Annotated in this window: 13 protein-coding genes; 9 read left to right on the forward strand and 4 right to left on the reverse strand. The window is 73.0% G+C overall.

The window, feature by feature from the left end; all coding sequences use genetic code 11:
- The first annotated feature begins 428 nt into the window (after nucleotides 1-428).
- From AB0I42_RS06045 to AB0I42_RS06055, 3 genes are read left to right on the forward strand one after another with little or no spacing between them, the layout of a single operon-like run.
- Nucleotides 429-968 carry a PadR family transcriptional regulator gene (locus tag AB0I42_RS06045; protein ID WP_357534622.1) on the forward strand — a complete coding sequence of 180 codons (540 nt, stop codon included), beginning with the start codon at nucleotides 429-431 and terminating at the stop codon, nucleotides 966-968.
- Entirely contained in the window at nucleotides 965-1,681 is a 717-nt protein-coding gene (locus AB0I42_RS06050; RefSeq protein WP_357534624.1) for an ABC transporter ATP-binding protein, read from the forward strand. The genes AB0I42_RS06045 and AB0I42_RS06050 overlap by 4 nt, the downstream gene beginning before the upstream one ends.
- A gap of 1 nt (nucleotide 1,682) precedes the next feature.
- On the forward strand, nucleotides 1,683-3,446 hold the full coding sequence (locus AB0I42_RS06055) for an FtsX-like permease family protein (protein WP_357534625.1): 1,764 nt from the start codon (nucleotides 1,683-1,685) through the stop codon (nucleotides 3,444-3,446).
- A 31-nt stretch (nucleotides 3,447-3,477) separates the two neighbouring features.
- Here the strand turns inward: AB0I42_RS06055 and AB0I42_RS06060 are convergent, their stop codons facing one another.
- Nucleotides 3,478-4,122 (reverse strand): alpha/beta hydrolase, encoded by a 645-nt coding sequence (locus tag AB0I42_RS06060; RefSeq protein WP_357534627.1) that lies wholly within the window; start codon nucleotides 4,120-4,122, stop codon nucleotides 3,478-3,480.
- A gap of 107 nt (nucleotides 4,123-4,229) precedes the next feature.
- Here AB0I42_RS06060 and AB0I42_RS06065 point away from each other — a divergent pair, with 107 nt between their 5' ends.
- The gene (locus tag AB0I42_RS06065) at nucleotides 4,230-4,598 is read left to right on the forward strand and encodes a hypothetical protein (RefSeq protein ID WP_357534629.1); all 369 of its coding nucleotides are present in this window, start codon (nucleotides 4,230-4,232) and stop codon (nucleotides 4,596-4,598) included.
- Between the two features lie 250 nt (nucleotides 4,599-4,848).
- On the opposite strand, the gene AB0I42_RS06070 is transcribed toward AB0I42_RS06065, so the two are convergent.
- Both AB0I42_RS06070 and AB0I42_RS06075 read right to left on the reverse strand, forming a co-directional pair.
- The gene (locus tag AB0I42_RS06070) at nucleotides 4,849-5,310 is read right to left on the reverse strand and encodes an SRPBCC family protein (protein WP_357534631.1); all 462 of its coding nucleotides are present in this window, start codon (nucleotides 5,308-5,310) and stop codon (nucleotides 4,849-4,851) included.
- A 16-nt stretch (nucleotides 5,311-5,326) separates the two neighbouring features.
- Nucleotides 5,327-6,187, reverse strand: coding sequence for an enoyl-CoA hydratase-related protein (locus AB0I42_RS06075; RefSeq protein WP_357534633.1), 861 nt, complete (start codon nucleotides 6,185-6,187; stop codon nucleotides 5,327-5,329).
- A gap of 118 nt (nucleotides 6,188-6,305) precedes the next feature.
- Here AB0I42_RS06075 and AB0I42_RS06080 point away from each other — a divergent pair, with 118 nt between their 5' ends.
- The 3 genes from AB0I42_RS06080 to AB0I42_RS06090 are packed head-to-tail and all read left to right on the forward strand — an operon-like array spanning nucleotide 6,306 to nucleotide 9,065.
- Nucleotides 6,306-7,544, forward strand: a complete 1,239-nt coding sequence (locus AB0I42_RS06080) for an aminotransferase class III-fold pyridoxal phosphate-dependent enzyme (protein ID WP_357534634.1) — start codon at nucleotides 6,306-6,308, stop codon at nucleotides 7,542-7,544.
- A complete protein-coding gene (locus tag AB0I42_RS06085; RefSeq protein ID WP_357534636.1) occupies nucleotides 7,541-8,566 on the forward strand; it encodes an SDR family oxidoreductase in 1,026 nt (341 codons plus the stop codon). The genes AB0I42_RS06080 and AB0I42_RS06085 overlap by 4 nt, the downstream gene beginning before the upstream one ends.
- Nucleotides 8,567-8,591: 25 nt before the next feature.
- Complete coding sequence (locus AB0I42_RS06090) at nucleotides 8,592-9,065, forward strand: SRPBCC family protein (RefSeq protein ID WP_357534638.1); 474 nt, start codon at nucleotides 8,592-8,594, stop codon at nucleotides 9,063-9,065.
- A 57-nt stretch (nucleotides 9,066-9,122) separates the two neighbouring features.
- Here the strand turns inward: AB0I42_RS06090 and AB0I42_RS06095 are convergent, their stop codons facing one another.
- Nucleotides 9,123-14,672, reverse strand: a complete 5,550-nt coding sequence (locus AB0I42_RS06095) for an SDR family NAD(P)-dependent oxidoreductase (RefSeq protein WP_357534639.1) — start codon at nucleotides 14,670-14,672, stop codon at nucleotides 9,123-9,125.
- An 86-nt stretch (nucleotides 14,673-14,758) separates the two neighbouring features.
- Between AB0I42_RS06095 and AB0I42_RS06100 the strand changes: the two genes are divergently transcribed.
- Both AB0I42_RS06100 and AB0I42_RS06105 read left to right on the forward strand, forming a co-directional pair.
- Nucleotides 14,759-16,399 (forward strand): fatty acyl-AMP ligase, encoded by a 1,641-nt coding sequence (locus tag AB0I42_RS06100; protein ID WP_357534640.1) that lies wholly within the window; start codon nucleotides 14,759-14,761, stop codon nucleotides 16,397-16,399.
- Nucleotides 16,400-16,421: 22 nt separating this feature from the next.
- Nucleotides 16,422-18,830: a hypothetical protein gene (locus AB0I42_RS06105; protein WP_357534641.1), complete on the forward strand. Its 2,409-nt coding sequence runs from the start codon at nucleotides 16,422-16,424 to the stop codon at nucleotides 18,828-18,830.
- The last annotated feature ends 5 nt before the right edge of the window (nucleotides 18,831-18,835 follow it).

The following is an 18,835-nucleotide window of genomic DNA, read 5'->3' on the forward strand; positions in this document are numbered from 1 at the left end:
ACGACTTTTCCGCAGCGGCGTCGGAAACATCAGATGTTCTGCCTGGGGTGAATCGTCGGCGACGCGTGGACGGCGGTGGCGAGACGCCGCCCAGGGCGGCCACTCGTCGCAGCCTTCCGAAGCCTCGGCCATGTGCAAGGACGCGGCTCGAACGAGGCGCGCAGCCAGTCGCCGACAACATCCGCCTCGTGCCGAGTCCTTGGCTGCCGCCGATCGACGTGGCCCGATCGCGGTGGGTCGGCCTCGTGACGCAACCTCCCGTGCTGCTGGACCGGCTGCTGGCATCCGGTCCCAACGCCAACGCCGGTGGCTCGGATCGCAGCCCGGGCCGCAGCCTGAGCAACACCACCAATGTTCAGGGTCACGGCAGGATTTGACAGCCCATAGGTAGCCGTTATCTATTAGCGATCTACGCGAAGAGGTGGCGGGTGCAGGACGTGGTGCTGGCCATGCTGGCGAAGGAGCGGGCGCACGGGTACGAGCTGCGCAGCCGGATGCGTGCCGCGCTCGGCCCGCTGGGCGAGGCGATGAACCCTGGTCAGATCTACGTGACGCTGGGCCGGCTGGCGAAGGCTGGTCTGGTGGCCTCGGAACGGGCCGAGGGCTTGCCGGACCGGCCTGACCGCTGGGTCTACACCCTCACCCCGGCGGGGCAGCAGCGGGTTGCCACCTGGCTGACCGAGGTGAGCTGGCCGAAGCCGGATCTCATGGAGTTCCATCTCAAACTGGTGGCCGCCGCGGCGGCCCGACTGGCCGATCCCGTGGCCCTGGTCGACGCGCAGCGGCGCGAGGTGCTGCGCCGACTACGCGACGCCCAGCGGGCCGCACTGAACCTGTCGGTGGACCCGGTTGCCGGGTTGCTGCTGGAGGGTGTGGTGCTGCGGCTGCGGGCCGACCTGGAGTGGCTGGAGGCGTGTGAGCGGATGTGGGGCGGGCGTGGTCGGACTGGACGGGAGGCGGAGACGTGACCGGATCGACGGTGCTGCGGGCGCGCGGGCTGACCAGACAATACGGCCGGGAGCGCGGGCTGGTACGCGCGGTTGACGAGGTCGATCTGGACGTACCGGCCGGGCAGACACTGGCGGTCATGGGGCCCAGCGGCTGCGGCAAGTCCACTCTGCTGCACCTGCTCGGCGGGCTGCAACGCCCCACCGACGGGCAGGTGTGGCTGGCCGGCCGCCGGATCGACACGATGAGCGAACGCGTCCTGGCCCGGCTGCGACGCGACAGCGTCGGGTTCATCTTCCAGTCGTTCCACCTCATGGACGAACTCACCGCGGTGGAGAACGTCGAGCTGGCCGCGCTGCTGGCCGGCCAGTCACCGGGGCGGGCCCGCAAGCGGGCGATGTATCTGCTGGACCGGGTCGGGTTGGCCGACCGGGCCGGGCACCTGCCGGCGGCGCTGTCCGGCGGCCAGCGCCAGCGGGTCGCCATCGCCCGCGCGTTGAGTAACGAGCCGTTGGTCATACTGGCCGACGAACCGACCGGCAACCTGGACAGCGCCGCCACCCTGGACGTGCTGCGGCTGTTCGAGGAGTTGCGCGCCACGGGACAGACCCTCGTGGTGGTCACCCACGACGCCCGCATCGCCGCGGTCGCCGACCGGGTGATCGCCATGCGCGACGGCGCGTTCGCCGACGACAACCGATTCGCCGCCACCGTCTACGACGGGCGGCGGTGACATGTCCGGCCACCTTCTGCTCGTCTGCCGGCTGCTGATGCGGGATCTGCGCCGTCGCCGGACCGAGACCGTGCTGCTGCTGGTCGCCATCACCGCCGCCACCGCCACGCTGACCCTCGGCCTCACCCTCAACGAAATCGCCGACCGGCCGTACCAGCAGACCCGGACCGCCACCGCCGGCCCGGACGTGATCGTCACACCCCTGGCCACCGGCCAGGCCGCGTTGGACGAACTCGCACCGCTGACCGCCGCCGCCGGCGTCACCGATCACAGCGGCCCCTTCCCGATCGCCTACCTGACGATGACGGCCCGCGGCAAGTCCGCGCACGCCGTCGTCGAGGGCCGGGACACCGCACCCGTATCGATCGACCGGCCCGCCGTGACCGACGGCACCTGGGTACGCCCCGGCGGCGTGGTCGTCGAGCGTGCCTTCGCCGACGCCCTCGGCGTCCGCACCGGCGACACGGTCGACGTCGACGGCCACCCGCTGCGCGTGGCCGGGACCGCGGTCACCGCGGCGAGGGCGACTTATCCGTACGCCGGGTGGCACTACCCGGGCAGTATCCTGGTCGAGCGCGGCGGCCTGGTCTGGGTCGACCGCGGCGACATCGCCACGCTCGCGGGCGGCCAACCGCTGTCGTACACCCTCAAACTCAAACTCGCCGATCCGGCGGCCAGCACCACATACACCGTCGGCCCCCACCTCGCCACCTGGCAGGGAATCGGCCACCTCAACGGTCGGCTCTACAGCGACGCGCAGATGGCGCTGCTCGTCGGCAGCTGGCTGCTCAGCGGCCTCGCGCTGGCCGGCGTCGCCGGCATCGTCGTGGGCCGGATCTTGGGCCAACGCCGCCGGGTGGGGCTACTCAAGGCCGTCGGCGCCGGACCAGCCATGATCGCCGCCGTCCACCTCGCCGAGTACCTCGTGATCGGGCTTGCCGCCGCCGCCACGGGGCTGGCCGCGGGCTGGTTCGCCGCACCCGTGCTGATCCGCCCCAGCACCGGACTCATCGGCTCCGTCACCACCCAGCCGCCCGCGCTGCGTACGGTGATCGCTGTCACGGCCCTCGCCCTCGCGATCGCTGTGGCGGCGACTCTGGTGCCGGTGGTGCGCGCCGCCGCCACCAGCACCGTCAACGCGCTGGCGGACGCCGCAACACCACCGCGGCGCCGGCGGTGGCGTATCTGGCTGTCTCGGCGGCTGCCCACCGCCCTGCTGATCGGGGTACGCATCAACGCGCGCCGCCCGCGCCGCGCCCGGCTGGTCACGGTCAACACCCTGATCACCACGACCGCGCTCGTCGCCATGCTCATGGTCGACACCCGTGTGGAGCACTTCGACCTCGGTTATACGCAGCTCACCAACCCCCGCACAGAGCGGATGGACCAGGCCCTGCTCGTGGTCATCGTCGTTCTGTGCATCCTCGCGCTCATCAACGCCATCGTGAGCACCTGGACCGCAGTCCTCGACGCCCGGCAGCCGCTGGCCGTCGCGCGGACACTCGGCGCCACGCCCGCACAGGCCAGCGTCGGCCTGGCGGTAGCGCAACTGCTTCCCGCCATACCTGGCGTCGCCGCGGGAATCCCGGCCGGCATAGGGCTTCTTGCGTTCGTCAGCACCGGCGAGGTCCAGTACCCACCCGGTTCGTGGCTGCTCGTCACCGCGCTCGGGGTCCTGCTCGCCGTCGCGGCGCTCACCGCCATCCCCGCGATGGTTGCCACCCGGCGCCCGGTCGCGGACACACTCCAGAACGCACCGACCTGACAGCCGTCAACGGCCGTGGTACCTCTCGCCGTCAGTGCGGCAGGTACGCGGTCAGCTGGTCGGCGAGTTGCTTGGGGTGACTGAGTGCCACCGCGTGGCAACCGTCGATCTCATCCGGGGTGACGCCGAGCCGGTCGGCGGCCACCCGGCGCTGGAAGTCCGCCGGGAAGAACCGATCCTCGTGGGCGATGAGCACCTTCGTCGGCACGTCCGGCCAGGCGTCCAGAGGCCACGGCTCGTTCCATTCCGCGCTGACCTGCTCCCGGCCATGCTTCGCGGCCTCCGCGACGACCTCGGCCGGCACGCCGTTGTGGAACTGCTGCTCCTCGCTGAGCCCCTCCGCACTGCGGTGACCGGTGTTGTCCCACCAGTCCCCGGGCTTCTCACCGGGCGCCGGGACCATCGGAGTGAGCAGGACGATCAGCCGCACAGGCAGCCTGTCGGCGATCAGCGGCGCGGTGAACGCACCGTACGAGTGCCCGACGACCACAAGGTCGTCCCGGTCACCGATCGCGTCGACGACCGTTTCGCAGAACTCGGCGAACCCCGCCGACCTGTCCTCGATCGGCAACTCCGGCACCACCACATCGTGGCCGCGGCCGACCAGCTCAGGCACCAGAAGATGCCAGTCCCACGCGCTACCCCCGCCGCCGTGGATCAGAACGAACGTCGCCATGCCCCGAAGCCTCACACACGGGTACGACAGTCAGCCAAGCGGCTCGGTTCGCCCGCACCAGGTCAGCCGCCGAAGACCCCACCGCCACCACTGGCACACTTCCCCGTATGAGCTACGACCTGGCGGTTTGGGAGGGTGACACGCCCGCCGACGACGAAGCGGCCGGTGAGGCGTATGAGGCCCGGTATCAGCGGTATTTCGAGAGCGAGGAGCAGCCGCCCACGCCCCGCATCCGCGCCTACGTCGATGCCGTGGCAGCCCGGTGGCCCGATCTGTACGGCCACGACCCCCAGCTCCACCCTCTGTCGAACGGCCTCATCGACGAGGCCTCCGGCCCGATGGTCTACTTTGCGATCCCGTTCAGCCGGTCCGATGAGGTTTCCTCTGCGGCTGCACGGATGGCCGCTGACCACGGACTTGTTTGCTACGACCCGCAGTGGGGACACCTTCGTCCCGCTCCCGGTCACGACGACTGAAGCCGAACCATCGGGCCGTCCGCGGGCCGGTAGCCGTGACATACAGCGGTCACGGGCGGGCCGAAACTGACCGTGCGCCGGACGTTCTATCGAAACCCCTGGAGGTTGAGCGATCGGCTGCCCCGGGCAAGGACCGATTCACCCGGCTGGCGGAGACTCTGCCGGATATGGAGCGGCCCGCCGTCTCGACGGCTCGGGCTTGGTCGACGCGGCGGTGGAGGTTCGCCTCCGGGTGCGAGCGGGACGCCGGTCAGCTGCGCTCGACGTCGTCCTTGAGGCGGGTGAGCGTCTGCCGCATGCCGTCACGGTTGGCCGCCGGCCGGGCCTTCGCGACCTTGCCGGTGAAGATCCGGCCGAGCACCATGGCCGCCCGGTTGCGCCGGTCGTGCCAGTACTCGGTCACCTCGGTGCCTCCGTCGGCCGGGGCGAACCGGTAGCCCCAGCGTGCCACCGGCTGGCCGAAGGCGGTGATGTCGAAGGCGAACTCGCGGCCGGGTTCCGCGACGACGACCCGTCCGGTGGTGAACCAGAGGAACGGGCCGCGTCGGTTCCAGCCGACGAAGCGGCGGGGGCGGCTGCCGTCCCGGGCGGTCACCCAGATCGCGAAGCACTCCGGGCTCCACCGGGTCATCCGGCGCAGGTCTGCGACGGCTGCGTAGACGGTCTCGGCCGGCGCCGTGACGGTGATCCGCTCCGTGAGTTCCTCGATCATCCCGCTACCGTAGGCGTCATTCGCTGTCACGGCGAGCCCCGGCGCCGTTGCCCCAGGGCAGATAGCCGGGAAGGTCGGCGCTGACTCGGCCCGGGAACGCGGGCTCACGACGCTGCCGGAAGGAGTCGAAGCCCTCGCGGGCGTCGGGACTGTCCAGACTGTCGGCGGCGAGCCGGGAATCCAGGCGCTGTACCGGGTACGGCGAGTCCAGGGCGCTCATCCGGTAGAGCAGTTGGCGGATGACCGCGACGGAAACCGGTGCGGTGGTGGCGATGATGGTGCGGGCGAGTTGGTATGCCTTGTCCAGTAGCTGCTCGGGCTCGTGGACACTGTGGACGAGGCCGGCGTCGAGTGCCTCGGCGGCGTCGAAGGCGCGCCCGCTGATCATCCAGTCGAGGGCGCGTCCCATCCCGACCAGCCGGGGCAGGAACCAGGCGGAGGCGCCCTCCGCGTAGATGCCGCGCCGGCTGAAGACGTATCCGAACCGGGCGTCGGTGGCGGCGAGCCGGTAGTCGGCGGGCAGGATGATGGTGGCGCCGGCGCCGACGGCCGCACCCCGGATGGCGGCGATGACCGGCTTGTTCATCGCGTAGATGCGCATCGAACAGCGGCCGGCGGGCTCGTCCCATTCCTCGGCCGCACCGTCGGCCGGGGTGTCGAACTCCGATATGGACAGGTCGAGGCCGGCACAGAAGTGTTCGCCGGCGCCGGTGAAGACGACCACGCGGACGTCGTCGTCGTGGTCGGCCCGGTCGAAGGCGTGTGCCAGTTCGTTGGCCATCCGTACGGTGTAGCCGTTACGGGTATCGGGCCGATTCAGCGAAATCGTCGCAATCCGGTCCGCGACCACGTATTTGATCTCGCCGTATGCATCCACGCCGGAAACCATAGATTGCCCGTGCCCGAGCGGCAATCGTCGGTCCGGGGCGCCGTCGACCACGCTTCTTTTCCTTCGTGACCTTGCCGGCTGAAGATCGTTCGGGCAGACTTCCGCCGTGTCCACCGATGTCCTCGATCTCTACCGCCGGCACCTCAGCGACGGGCAGGGCCGCGTGGCCGCGATGCTCAACACACCGCTGGAGGTCGGTGCCACCGGCTCCGTCGTGCACACTGAGGACGGCCGTGACCTGCTGAACTGCGGCGGCTACGGCGTCTTCTTCGTCGGCGCCGGCCACCCGCGGGTGCTGGCCGCCGTGCGTGACCAACTGGAGCGGCAGGCACTGTCCACCCGGGTGCTGCTCAACGAGCCGGCGGCCCGGGCGGCCGCGGCACTGACCTCGGTGGCGCCGCCCGGGCTGTCCAAGGTGCACTTCTCCAACTCGGGTGCCGAGGCGGTGGAGACCGCCATCAAGATCGCCCGGGCGAACGGGCGCCACCGGCTGGTCTCCATGCACAGTGGCTACCACGGCAAGACGACCGGGGCGCTGTCACTGACCGCCCGCGCGCTCTACCAGGATCCGTTCCGCCCGCTGCTGCCGGAGGTCGGACACGTCCGGTTCGGCGACCTGGCCGGCCTGGCCGAGGTCGTCGACGGCGAGACGTGTGTGGTGGTGGAGCCGGTGCAGAGCGAGGGCGGGGTGATCATTCCCGAGCCGGGCTACCTCGGCGCGGTCGCCGCCCTCTGCCGCGAACGCGGCGCCCTGCTGGTCCTCGACGAGGTGATGACCGGGCTGGGCCGGCTCGGCACCTGGTGGGGCGCGGACCGTGACGGCGTACGGCCGGATCTGCTCCTGGTCGGCAAGGCGCTCAGCGGCGGGCTGGTGCCGGTCGCGGCGACGCTGGCGACCGCCGAGGTGTTCGCCCCGTTCGACAAGGACCCCTACCTGCACACGTCGACGTTCTCCGCCAACCCGCTGGCGATGGCGGCGGTCCGGGCGACCGTCGAGGTGATCCGCGACGAGGGGCTGGTCGACCGGTCGGCGGGGCTGGGCGGCCGGCTGCTCGCGGCGTTGACCGATTCGGTACGCAGGATCGGGCACCTGGTCGCCGAGGTGCGCGGCGCCGGGCTGCTGATCGGCGTGGAGTTCCGCGGTGGGGAGCACGCCGCCGAGTTCCTGATGGACCTGCTCGACAACGACGTGGTGGTCAACCACTCGATGAACGCCCATCCGGTGCTGCGGCTGACCCCGCCGGCCACGATGACCGCGGCCGACGAGGAACGCCTGACCGCCTCCTTCGACCGCGCCTGCGCCGCGCTCGCCACGCGCTTTCCGGCCCCGGGCGTCGCCGGATGAGCGGCCGTACGGTGCTGGTCACCGGCGCCAGCGGCGTCGTCGGCACCGCGGTGCTGCCCGAGCTGGCTGACTACGACGTGATCGCCGGGGTGTTCCGGCGGCTGCCGACCGGCTCGGACCGGGCGGTCCGGCTCGACCTGCACGCCCCGTCGCTCGGGCTGGACCGGCGCGCCTACCGGGAACTCTGCGCCGAGGTCGACGTCGTGATCAACTCGGCGGCGATCGTGAACTTCTCCGCCGACCAGGCGGAGGTCGACCGGCTCAACATCGAGGGCCTCGGCCGGGTGATCGAGTTCGCCGCCGAGGCGGACGCCCTGCTGATGCAGGTGAGTACGGCCTACGTGGCGCGGCACGGCAAGGCCGGCGGCGGCGAGCGCCGGGGCACCGAGAAGGGGTCGGCGCGGACCGACGAGTACGTGGCCTCGAAATACCTCGGTGAGGTGATGGTCCGCGACAGCGGCCTCGACCACGTCATCGTCCGGCCGGCGATCGTCATCGGCGACTCGACGACCGGGGTGATCCGGCAGAACCAGGCCGTGCACACACTGGCCGAATACCTGCTGACCGGTCGGCTGCCGTTCATCCCGGCACATCCGGGCACCTATTTCGACCTGGTCCCGCAGGATCTGGTCGCCAAGGGCATCCGCGCGGTGCTCGACGCCGACCTGCGCGCCGGCGAGTTCTGGTTGACCGCCGGTCCGGCCGGGGTGCCGGTCGAGCGCTACCTCGAACTGGTCACCGAGACCGGCCGGGAGTGCGGGCTGGACGTTCCGGCGTCCCGGGTCGCCGATCCGTCGATCGTGGACCGGCTGGTCCGGCCCGCGTTCGCGGACGTGCTGCCGGCGGAGGACCTGGCCCGGTTGGACTCGGTGGTGGCGGTCTGCGGCCTGGTCATCATCCCGGAACTGTTGCCGACGTCCTTCGGCGCGCTGCCCGGCGGTCCGGCCGCCCTGACGCCCGCCGAGGTCGAGGACGCCTGGCGACGCTCGATCCGCGAACTGATCCGCGGCCTGAAGAACTGATCATCTACCCGACTGAGGAGCCACGATGGAGTGCTCGGTCGTCGTGCACGCGCTGCTACCCGGCGCCGACGCCCAACGGACGTTCGACCGGCTCGCCGACTTCGGCGCGTACCCGGAATTCACCGATGCCGTGCGGACGGTCGCGGTCACCAGGATCAGCCCGACCCAGGTGGAGTCGGCGTGGGAGGTCAACTTCCGTAAGGGCATCCTGGTCTGGACCGAGCGCGACGACATCGACGCGGTGGCGCGGCGGATCGACTTCGCGCAGACCAAGGGCGACTTCTCGGTCTTCACCGGCTCCTGGCTGGTGGTCGAGGAGGGCGACGTGGTCCGGGTGGAGTTCGCCAGCCGGTTCGATCTCGGCATCGCCTCGCTGGCCAGCCTGATCGACCCGGTGGCCTGCGCGGCGCTGCGGGACGCGGTCGGTGACATCCTGCGCGGGCTGTTCGGCGCGGACATCGAGATCGACGCGGTCGAGGCGGCCCCGGTCGCCGTCTAGGTTCCCGAGCCGGCCCGTGCCGGTGCGGCCCGCTGGCCGCACCGGCGTGGGTCGCGGTCAGTCGATCAGGTCGTAGAAGTCGTCCTTCGACGCATCGATCTTGTCGCCGCTGGCGTCCACGAGGGACATGAGCCGGCCGAGGGCGTCGGCCACCCGCTTGCGGGACACCCCGTCCATCGCCAGGTGGGACAGGTCGGACTCCAGCCGGCCCAGGTCCTCGAGCACCCCGAGCGCGGACGCGGCCCGCTCCGGCACCAGTTCGCCGCGCAGGTAGGCGACCAGTTCGTGCACGCCGGGGTGGTCGAAGACCAGGGTCGCCGGCAGGGTGAGCCTGGTGACGGCGGCCAGCCGGTTGCGCAGCTCGACCGCCGTCAGCGAGTCGAAGCCCAGCTCGGGCAGGCTCCGCGCCGGATCGAGATCGGCGCTCGACTGGTGGCCCAGCACCAGCGCGACCTCGGTGAGCACCAGTTCGCGCAGCACCCGGTCCTGCTCGGCCGGATCGAGCCCGGGCAGGGTACGGGCCAGGTCCGGACCGTCCGACCGAGCCGCGCCACCGCCGGCACCGCCAGCCGCGCCCGGCTCCGCCGCGACCGGGGCCCCGCCGGTGGGCTCCGCCGGCAGCAGGTCGTGCAGCAGGTTCGGCAGCAGCCGGCGGTCCTGCCCCCGCAGCAGGGTCAGGTCCAGGTCGGCGAGGACCGGCAGCGCCGGGTTCGCCGCCAGCGCCCGGTCCAGCAGGGCCAGGCCGGCCTCCGCGGACAGTGGCGCGAGCCCGGCGCGACGCATCCGACCCAGCCCGGCGGCGCCGACCTGGTCGGCCATTCCGCCCGCCAGCTCCCACAGCCCGAAGGCCAGCGACTGCGCCGGCAGGCCCTGCGCGCGTCGGCGGGCGGCCAGCGCGTCGAGGTAGGCGTTGGCGGCGGCGTACCCGGCCTGGCCCGGCGAGCCGAGCAGGCCGGCGGCGGAGGAGAAGAGGACGAACGCGGCGAGGCCGAGGTCGCGGGTCTGCTCGTGCAGGTGCCACGCGCCGGTCGCCTTCGGGCGCAGCACGGCCGCGATCCGCTCCGGCGTCTGCGTGGCCACAACACCGTCGTCGAGTACGCCGGCCAGGTGCAGCACCGCGGTGAGCGGGTGCTCCGCCGGAACGCTGGCGAGCAGCCCGGCGACCGCCGCCGGATCGGCGATGTCGCAGGCGACGACGCGCACTGAGGCGGCGCCCAGCGCGTCCAGTTCGGCGGCGAGGTCGGCGGCGCCCGGGGCGTCGGGGCCGCGCCGGGAGGTCAGCAGCAGATGTCGGGCCCGCCCGTGCTCCAGCAGGTGCCGGGCGACGAGCCGGCCGAGGGCACCGGTGCCGCCGGTGATCAGCACGGTGCCGGCCGGGTCCCAGGACGCGCCCGGGGTGGCGGCGGGGCCGCCTTCCCGCAGGCGGGGCACCAGCACGTCGCCGCCGGCGAGCGCGACCTGCGGCTCGTCGCCGGCGCCGGCCGCGGCGAGCGCCGCCGGCGGGACGGGGGCGTCGCCGATCACGTCGATCAGCGTCAGCCGGCCCGGATACTCCGACTGCACCGTACGGAGCAGCCCGGACGCCGCCGCGTGGCCGAGGTCGGCCGGCGCTTCGCCGGTGGCGCCCCGCGTCACCACCGCCAGCTTGGCGGCGGCGAACCGTTGATCGGCCAGCCAGCGCCGCGCCAGTTCGAGGGCGGCGGTGACCGCCCCGGCCGGCTCGTCGCCGCCCGGGGGCAGGGCGGCGAAGACCACGTCGGGCACCGCGGCGTCCGCCGGCAGCTCGTCGAGCCACGTGATCGCGGCGTCGTCCCCGGCCGATATCCCGGCTCCCGCGTCGGCCGGCACCCAGCACAGTTCGTACGTGCCGTCCGGCGGCCGGGCGGCGGCCAACTGGTCGGGGTCGACGGGCCGCAGGGCGAGCTGGCGGATCGAGGCGACCGGCGCGCCGGTCGGGTCGGCGAGCATCACCTCGATCCCGTCGGCGGTGCGGGTCAGCCGGGCGCGTACGGCGGCGGCGCCCCGGGCGTGCACCTGCAGCCCGGTCCAGGAGAACGGCAGCGCCAACTGGTCGTCGGCGTCGGCGCGCAGCCCGAGCGCGTGCAGTGCCGCGTCGAGCAGGGCCGGGTGCAGCAGGAACCGGTCCGCCGTCCCGGCCGCCTCCGGCGGTAGCGCGACGTCGGCGAACGTCTCGACACCGCGCTGCCAGGCACGGCCCAGGCCCTGGAAGACGGGCCCGTACTCGTAGCCGGCCGCGCGCAGGCCGGCGTAGCAGTCGGTGGTGGACAACTCGGCTGCGCCGGGCGGCGGCCAGATCCGCAGCCGGGTGGCGTCGCTGTCCCGGACCGGGGCGACGGTGCCGGTGGCGTACCGGGTCCAGGTGCCGTCGGCCGGGCGGGCATGGACGGCCAGCGGCCGGGCGCCGTCGGCGCCGGGCTCGGCGACGACGATCCGGGTCTGCACCGCGCCGGTGTCGGGCAGCGTCAGCGGCGCGTGCAGCAGCAGCTCGGCGACCTCGGGGCAGCCGGCCCGGTCACCGGCGGCGGCCGCCAACTCGGCGAGCAGCGCCCCGGGTACGACGACGGTGCCGCGGATCCGGTGGTCGGCGAGCCACGGCTGGGCGGCCAGCGACAGCTCCCCGGCGAACAGCAGCCCGGGGCGCCCGGCGGCGGCCGGCAGCTCGACGGGCTCGCCGAGCACCGGCCGGGTCGGCGGGGTGAGCCAGTACCGCCGGCGCTGGAAGGGATAGGTGGGCAGGTCGGCGCGCGGTCCCGGGCCGACGACGGCGGACCAGTCGACGGCGACGCCGAGCGCGAACAGCCGGGCCAGCGCGTGCGTGAACGACTCCGGCTCGGCGCGACCGGTCCGCAGCAGCGGTACGGCGACCGGCCCGGTCGCGGCGTCGGGGGCGTCGCCGGCCGAGTCCAGCACCATGGCCGACAGCGCGCCACCGGGGCCGACCTCCAGGAACCGGGTCACGCCCTGGGCGGCGAGCCACCGTACGCTCTGCGCGAAGCGCACCGGCTGCCGGACGTGCCGGGTCCAGTGCGCGGCGGTGAACTCCTCGACCGGTTCACCGGTCTCGTTGCCGACCACGGGCAGTTCCGGCGCGGCGTGTTCGACGCCGGCCGCCAGGGCGCCGTACTCGGCGAGCATCGGCTCCATCAGTGGCGAGTGGAACGCGTGGCTGACCCGTAGCCGGGTGGTCTTGCGGCCCTGTCCGGCGAAGGCGTCGACGAGCTGGTCCACCTCGGCCGCCGGCCCGGCGACGACGACGGCGGTCGGCCCGTTGACCGCGGCGATGCCGGTCTGCCCGGCCGGGTCGAGCAGCGCCTCGACCTCGTGCGGGGCGGCCTGCAGGGCGGCCATCGCCCCGCCGGCCGGCAGGGCCTGCATCAGCCGGGCCCGGCCGGCGACGAGGCGGGCGGCGTCGGCGAGGGAGAGCACGCCGGCCACGTGGGCGGCGGTCAGCTCGCCGATCGAGTGGCCGAGCAGGTAGTCGGGGCGTACCCCGCTGCGCCGCAACCGGCGGTAGAGGGCGACCTCGACGGCGAAGAGCGCGGGCTGGGTGTAGCCGGTCTGGTCGAGCAGGTCCGGCTCGTCGTCGATGACGGTCCGCAGCGGACGGTCGAGGTATGGGTCGAAGGCGGCGCAGACCTCGGCCAGGTCGGCGGCGAAGTCCGGGTCGGCGGCGGCGAGTTCGCGACCCATGCCCTGCCGCTGCGCGCCCTGGCCGGGGAAGACGACGGCGAGTCTGCCCTCGGCGACGGTGCCGGTCACCACCGTCGGGTGCGGCCGGCCGGCCGCCAGGTCGGCGAGGCCGGCGGGATCGAGCACGACGGCCCGGTGCGCGAACGCGGTGCGGGCGGCGGTCGCCACGGCCACCTCGGGCAGCGGCTGCTCCGGCCGGTGACGCAGGTGGCTTTCGAGCTGGCGGGCCTGCTCGCGCAGCGCGGGCGCGGTGCGCGCGGAGAGCACCAGCGGCGCCGGGCCGGGCCGCGCCGGGGCGGGGGAGGGGGCCGGCGGCGCCTCCTCGATGATGACGTGCGCGTTGGTGCCGCTGATGCCGAACGACGACACGGCGGCGCGGCGCGGTACGGCCCCGGCCGGCCAGGGCTGGGCGTCGGTGAGCAGCCGCAGCGGGCCGGCGGACCAGTCCACGAACGGGGTCGGCTCGTCCACGTGCAGGGTGCGGGGCAGCCGCTCGTGCCGCAGCGCGAGCGTCATCTTGATGACCCCGGCGACCCCGGCCGCGGCCTGGGTGTGGCCGATGTTCGACTTGACCGAGCCGAGCCAGAGCGCCCGTCGCCGGTCCGGGCCGTACGCGTCGAGCAGGGCCCGGGCCTCGATCGGGTCGCCGAGCCGGGTCCCGGTGCCGTGTGCCTCGACGACGTCCACATCGGCCGGTCGCAGTCCGGCGTCGGCGAGCGCGTCGGCGATCAGCCGCTGCTGGGACGGCCCGTTCGGCGCGGTGAGCCCGTTCGACGCCCCGTCGGAGTTGACCGCGCTGCCACGCAGGATGGCCAGCACCGGCCGGCCGTGCCGGCGGGCGTCGGAGAGCCGTTCCAGGACGAGTACGCCGGCTCCCTCGGCCCAGCCGGTTCCGTCGGCGGCCGCCGCGAACGGCTTGCACCGGCCGTCCGGAGCCAGGCCGCGCTGGCGGCTGAACTCGGTGAAGACCAGCGGCGTTCCGATCACGGTCACCCCGCCGGCCAGGGCGAGCGAGCACTCGCCCGCGCGCAGGGAGCGGGCGGCCAGGTGGAGCGCGACCAGCGACGACGAGCAGGCGGTGTCGACCGACAGCGAGGGGCCCTCCAGGCCCAGCGTGTACGACACCCGGCCGGAGACGACGCTCGACGCGTTGCCGGCCAGCAGGAATCCGGCGACGTCGGCCGGGATGGCGCCCAGCCGGGGCGCGTAGTCGGCACCGATGACGCCGGTGAAGACGCCGGTGCGGCTGCCGCGCAGCCGGTGCGGGTCGATGCCGGCCCGCTCCAGCGCCTCCCAGGTGGTCTCCAGCATCAGCCGCTGCTGCGGGTCGGTGGCCAGTGCCTCGCGTGGGGAGAGTCCGAAGAATCCGGCGTCGAAGTCACCGGCGCCGTAGAGGAAGCCGCCGTGCCGGGCATAGGTGGTGCCGGGATGCTCCGGGTCCGGGTGGAAAACGTCCGGATCCCAGCCACGGTCGATCGGGAACGCACCGATCCCGTCGTGCCCCTCGACGAGGTTCGCCCAGAATTCGTCCGGAGTGGACGCATTGCCAGGAAAGCGGCACGCCATCGCCACGATCGCGATCGGGTCGGCCGACGGGTCGGGACCGGCGGAAGCGCCGGCTACCGGGGCCGGCGCTGCGGCGGTGGGCGGATTCGTCCGCGCGGCCAGGTATCCGGCCAAAGTGGCCGGATTGGGATAGTCGAAGGCCAGCGTGCCCGCCAACTCCAGGCCGCTCGCGTCGGCCAGCCGTTCGGCGAGTTCCAACGCGCTCAGCGAGTCGAAGCCGAGTTCGGCGAACGCGCCGTCCGGGGGCACGTCCTCGGGTGCGCGGCCGAGCACCGCCGCCACCTCGGCGCGGACGACATCCAACCATTGCTGCGTCTCGCGGTCACCCACGACTGCCACCTTCCGGCGTGATCATCCACCCTTGGTTTCCGGCATGTTACTGCCTAGGCTGTCGTCATGATCGTGACTGGACCGACGTGAGCCGTTTCGTAGAGGCAATGGTCGACGCCGCCGCCCGATCGCGACGCGGCATGGTCACCGGGGCACCCACGGCACCGTCGCGGCGTACCTGGGGACAGCTACACACCGCCGCCATGCGCACCGCGGCGGCGCTGGTCGAGAGTGGACTTTCGGCCCGGCAGGCGGTCGCGATCCTCGCCGGCGAGCCGGTGGACGTCGCCCGCGTCGTGCGGGCCACCTGGCTGGCCGGCGGCAGCGTCACCATGCTCCACCAGCCGACGCCGCGGACGGATCTCGCCGCCTGGGCCGAGGACACGGTGCGCGTACTGCGCATGATCGACGCGCGGCTGGTGCTGCTCGGCGCGCCGTTCGAGGCGATGGCCGCCGTCCTGGAGGCGCAGGGCATCGCCTACCGGATGATCTCCGACCTGGACAGTGACCGGGAGTTCGAGATCGTGCCGGCCGCCGAGACCGACACCGCGCTGCTGCAGCTGACCAGTGGCTCGACCGCCGAGCCGAAGGCGGTCCAGATCAGCCACGGCAACCTGTACGCCAACGTCTCCGACACGATCACGCACATCGAGTGCGGCGACGACGACGTGATGGTCACCTGGCTGCCGCTCTTCCACGACATGGGCATGGTCGGCTGCCTGGTCGTGCCGATGGTCTCCGGCTTCGAACTGGTCAGCGTCACCCCGCCGGAGTTCCTGCGCCGGCCACTGCTGTGGGCCGAACTGATGACCGAGTACGGCGGCACGATCACCGCCGCGCCCAACTTCGCGTACGCGATCCTGGCCCGCCAGCTCGCCCGCGCCGAGGCCGGATCCCTGGACCTGTCCCGGATGCGGATCGCGTTCAACGGCGCCGAACCGATCGACCCGACCTCGGTGGAAGCCCTGACCACGGCGGGGGCGCGCTTCGGGCTGCGACCGACGGTGATCAACTGCTGCTACGGCGCCGCCGAGAGCGCCCTGGTCATCTCACTCTCGCCGCTCGGCGACCCGATGGTCCTCGACACCGTCGACGCACTCGAGTTGGAGAAGAACCGGCGCGCGGTACCGGTCAGCGGCGAGCCCACGGGCGCCGTACGCCGGCTGCCGCTGCTCGGCCCCGCCTTCCCGAGCGTCGACGTCCGGGTCGTCGACGAGTCCGGCGCCGAACTCGGCGACCGGGAGGTCGGCCGGCTGCAACTGCGCGGCGAGTCGGTCACCGCCGGCTATCTCACCGAGCAGGGGCCGGTCGCGGCCCTCGACGAGGATGGCTGGCTGGAGATCGGCGACGAGGGCTACCGCGTGGACGGCCAACTCGTCGTCTGCGGCCGGGCCAAGGAGGTCATCATCATGGCCGGCCGCAACATCTACCCGACCGACATCGAGCGGGCGGCCGCCACCGTCGACGGCGTGCGGACGGGCAACGTCGCGGCGGTCCGGATGCTGGCCGGCGACGGCGTGGACCGGGAGTCGTTCGCGGTACTGGTCGAGTCGCGCCTGGCCGGTGACGCCGACGCCGAGCGGAACCTGCGCGACGCCGTGGTCAACCGGGTCGTCGCCGAGATCGACGCCCGGCCGGCCACCGTCGTGGTGCTGCCCCCCGGCTCACTGCCGAAGACCCCGTCCGGCAAGCTGCGCCGGTCGGCGGCCCGCACCCTCGTCCCCTGACCCGATCCGAAGAGGAATTTCGATGCGTTCACTCGATCAGGCCCGGACCCTGTGCGAGTCGTACCTGCCGGGCCTGATCGACGGGCTCACCGAGCTGCCGTTCGACCGGCGCGAGGCGCCGGGCGGCGCCACCCTGCCGGTCTTCCGTAACGCGGGCGGCCCCGGTCTGGTGATCCCCAAGGACTACGGCGGGCTGGGCGCCACCCCGCTGGACGCCGTCCGGGTGACCCGGGCGATCGGCTCGCTCGCGCCCTCGCTCGCGGTCGCCACCACCATGCACCACTTCTCGGTGGCGACGCTGTTCACCTTCGCCGAGAGCATCAAGAACTCCGGCATGGAGTGGGCGCTGCTCGAGGCGATCACCAGCCGCAACCTGCTGGTCTCCTCCGGCTTCGCCGAGGGCCGCCCGGCACAGGGCATCCTCGCCCCCACCATGACCGCCACCCCGGTCGAGGGCGGCTACCGGATCAACGGGTCCAAGAAGCCGTGCAGCCTGACCCACTCGATGGACCTGCTCACCGCCAGCGTCTCGGTGCCGGCCAGTGACGGCGGGATGCAGACGGCGTTCCTGCTGATGCCGGCGACGCTGCGCGGAATCAGCCGGCATCCGTTCTGGGGCAGCAGCGTGCTCGCCGGGGCGGAGAGCGACGAGATCCGGCTGACCGACGTCTTCATCGAGGACGAGCTGGTCATCCCGACCGAGAACGGTCCGGACGGGATGCTCGACGACCTGCAGACCGTCGGCTTCATCTGGTTCGAGCTGCTGATCACCTCCTCCTACCTTGGCATGGCCAGCGCCCTCGTCGAACGCGCACTGACCGCCGGAAAGGGCGGGACCACCGAGCGCGCCGCGCTCGCGACCAGGCTGGAGACCGCCACCCAGCTGATCGAGGGAGCGGCCCGCGCGCTGATGGCGGGCGAGGCGGACAGTGGTGCCCTGGCCCGGGTCCTGATGGCCCGGTACGGCGCCCAGGACGCGCTCACCGACGCCGCTCAGCGGGCCGTCGAACTGCTCGGCGGAATGTCGTTCATCGGCTCCCCGGACGTGGCATACCTGATCGCGGCCTGCCAGTGTGTCGCGTTCCATCCGCCGTCGCGCGGCAGCGTCGCGGCGTCGCTGCTCGACTACGTGGACGGGACGGGGCCGTTCATCTTCTCCGACACCCGGCCGGCCGACCCGACCGCGACCGCAGCGTCGACCCCGGCGCCGACCCCGACCTCGGCGTGGCCGGCCGACCCGGTGCCCGCCGACCCGGTGCCGGCCGAGCCGGTACGGGCCGACTCGGCACGGGACGACTCGGCGCCGGCCGGTCCGGCGGTCACCGAGACAGCTCCGGCGGCCGAGGCGGCACGACCCGCCCCCGAGAAGCCGGCCCCGGTCACCGTGCCCGCGCCACGGCACATGGCGGAGCCGGTGGCCGTGTCGTACGACCCGCGGCCGACCACGCCACGTACGGCGGCGCAGACCTCGGCCGCGACGGCGAGCGACGCGGCCGACTGGGACCAGGCGATGTCGCTCTTCGACGGGGCCGAGGGGATCCGGCTGACCCCGGCCGACTGCGACCTGCGCTACTGGTTCGCCAACGTGCCGCAACGTACCCTGCGCGGCAACATCGTCGGCTACGCCCCCGACCTGGTCACGCCGGACTTCCTGCGCGAGCCGGGGCCGCTGCGGGAGGCGCTGGTCCAGGAGGTGGCGTTCCGCGCGCTGGCCGAGGAGCGGGCCGCCCGCGCGATCGGCTACCTGGTGGCGTGCGCGCCGGACTCCGCCACGGTCGAGTTCTACGCGACCCAGCTGATGGACGAGACCCGGCACTCCATGATCTTCCGCAACCACCTGCGCAACCTCGGCGTGGACGCGAGCGACGTGGACGCCGTCATCGCCACGCAGACCGCGACGGACCGGGCGGCGATCCTCGACCCGTTGGAGGAGCTGGGCATCCCGATCGTCCGGGAGCGGCGGGACTTCCTCGGCGGCGTGGTCCTGCTGACGATCCTGATCGAGGGGTTCCTCGCCCCGTCGTTCGAGCTGAGCGAGCGCAAGTGGCGGCCGATTGATCCGCGGATGGCGGACATGGAGAAGGGGGCCGGGATCGACGAGGTACGACACCTCGCCGTCGGCACCTCGATCATCCGCGACGCCGTGCACCAGAACCCGGACGAGCGCGACCGGCTCGTGGAGATCATCCGCGAGGGGATGCGGCTGTGGGAGCAGTTGCCGGTCGGTGACCAGCTGACCCGGTGGGAGAACTGGTTCCAGGAGGGCATCGTGCCGCACCACGAGCTGATCGGCGACTACGAGGCCTGGGACGGCCGCCGGCTGGTCGACACGACGGCGCAGGAGCGGATCCAGAAGGCGCTCGAGGTGACCAGCACCGTGCACTCGACCCGACTCACCGACATGGGGCTCGGCCGGGCGCTCATCTTCTGAGCAGC

Source organism: Polymorphospora sp. NPDC050346 (assembly GCF_040655695.1).
Taxonomy (GTDB): Bacteria; Actinomycetota; Actinomycetes; order Mycobacteriales; family Micromonosporaceae; genus Polymorphospora; species Polymorphospora lycopeni.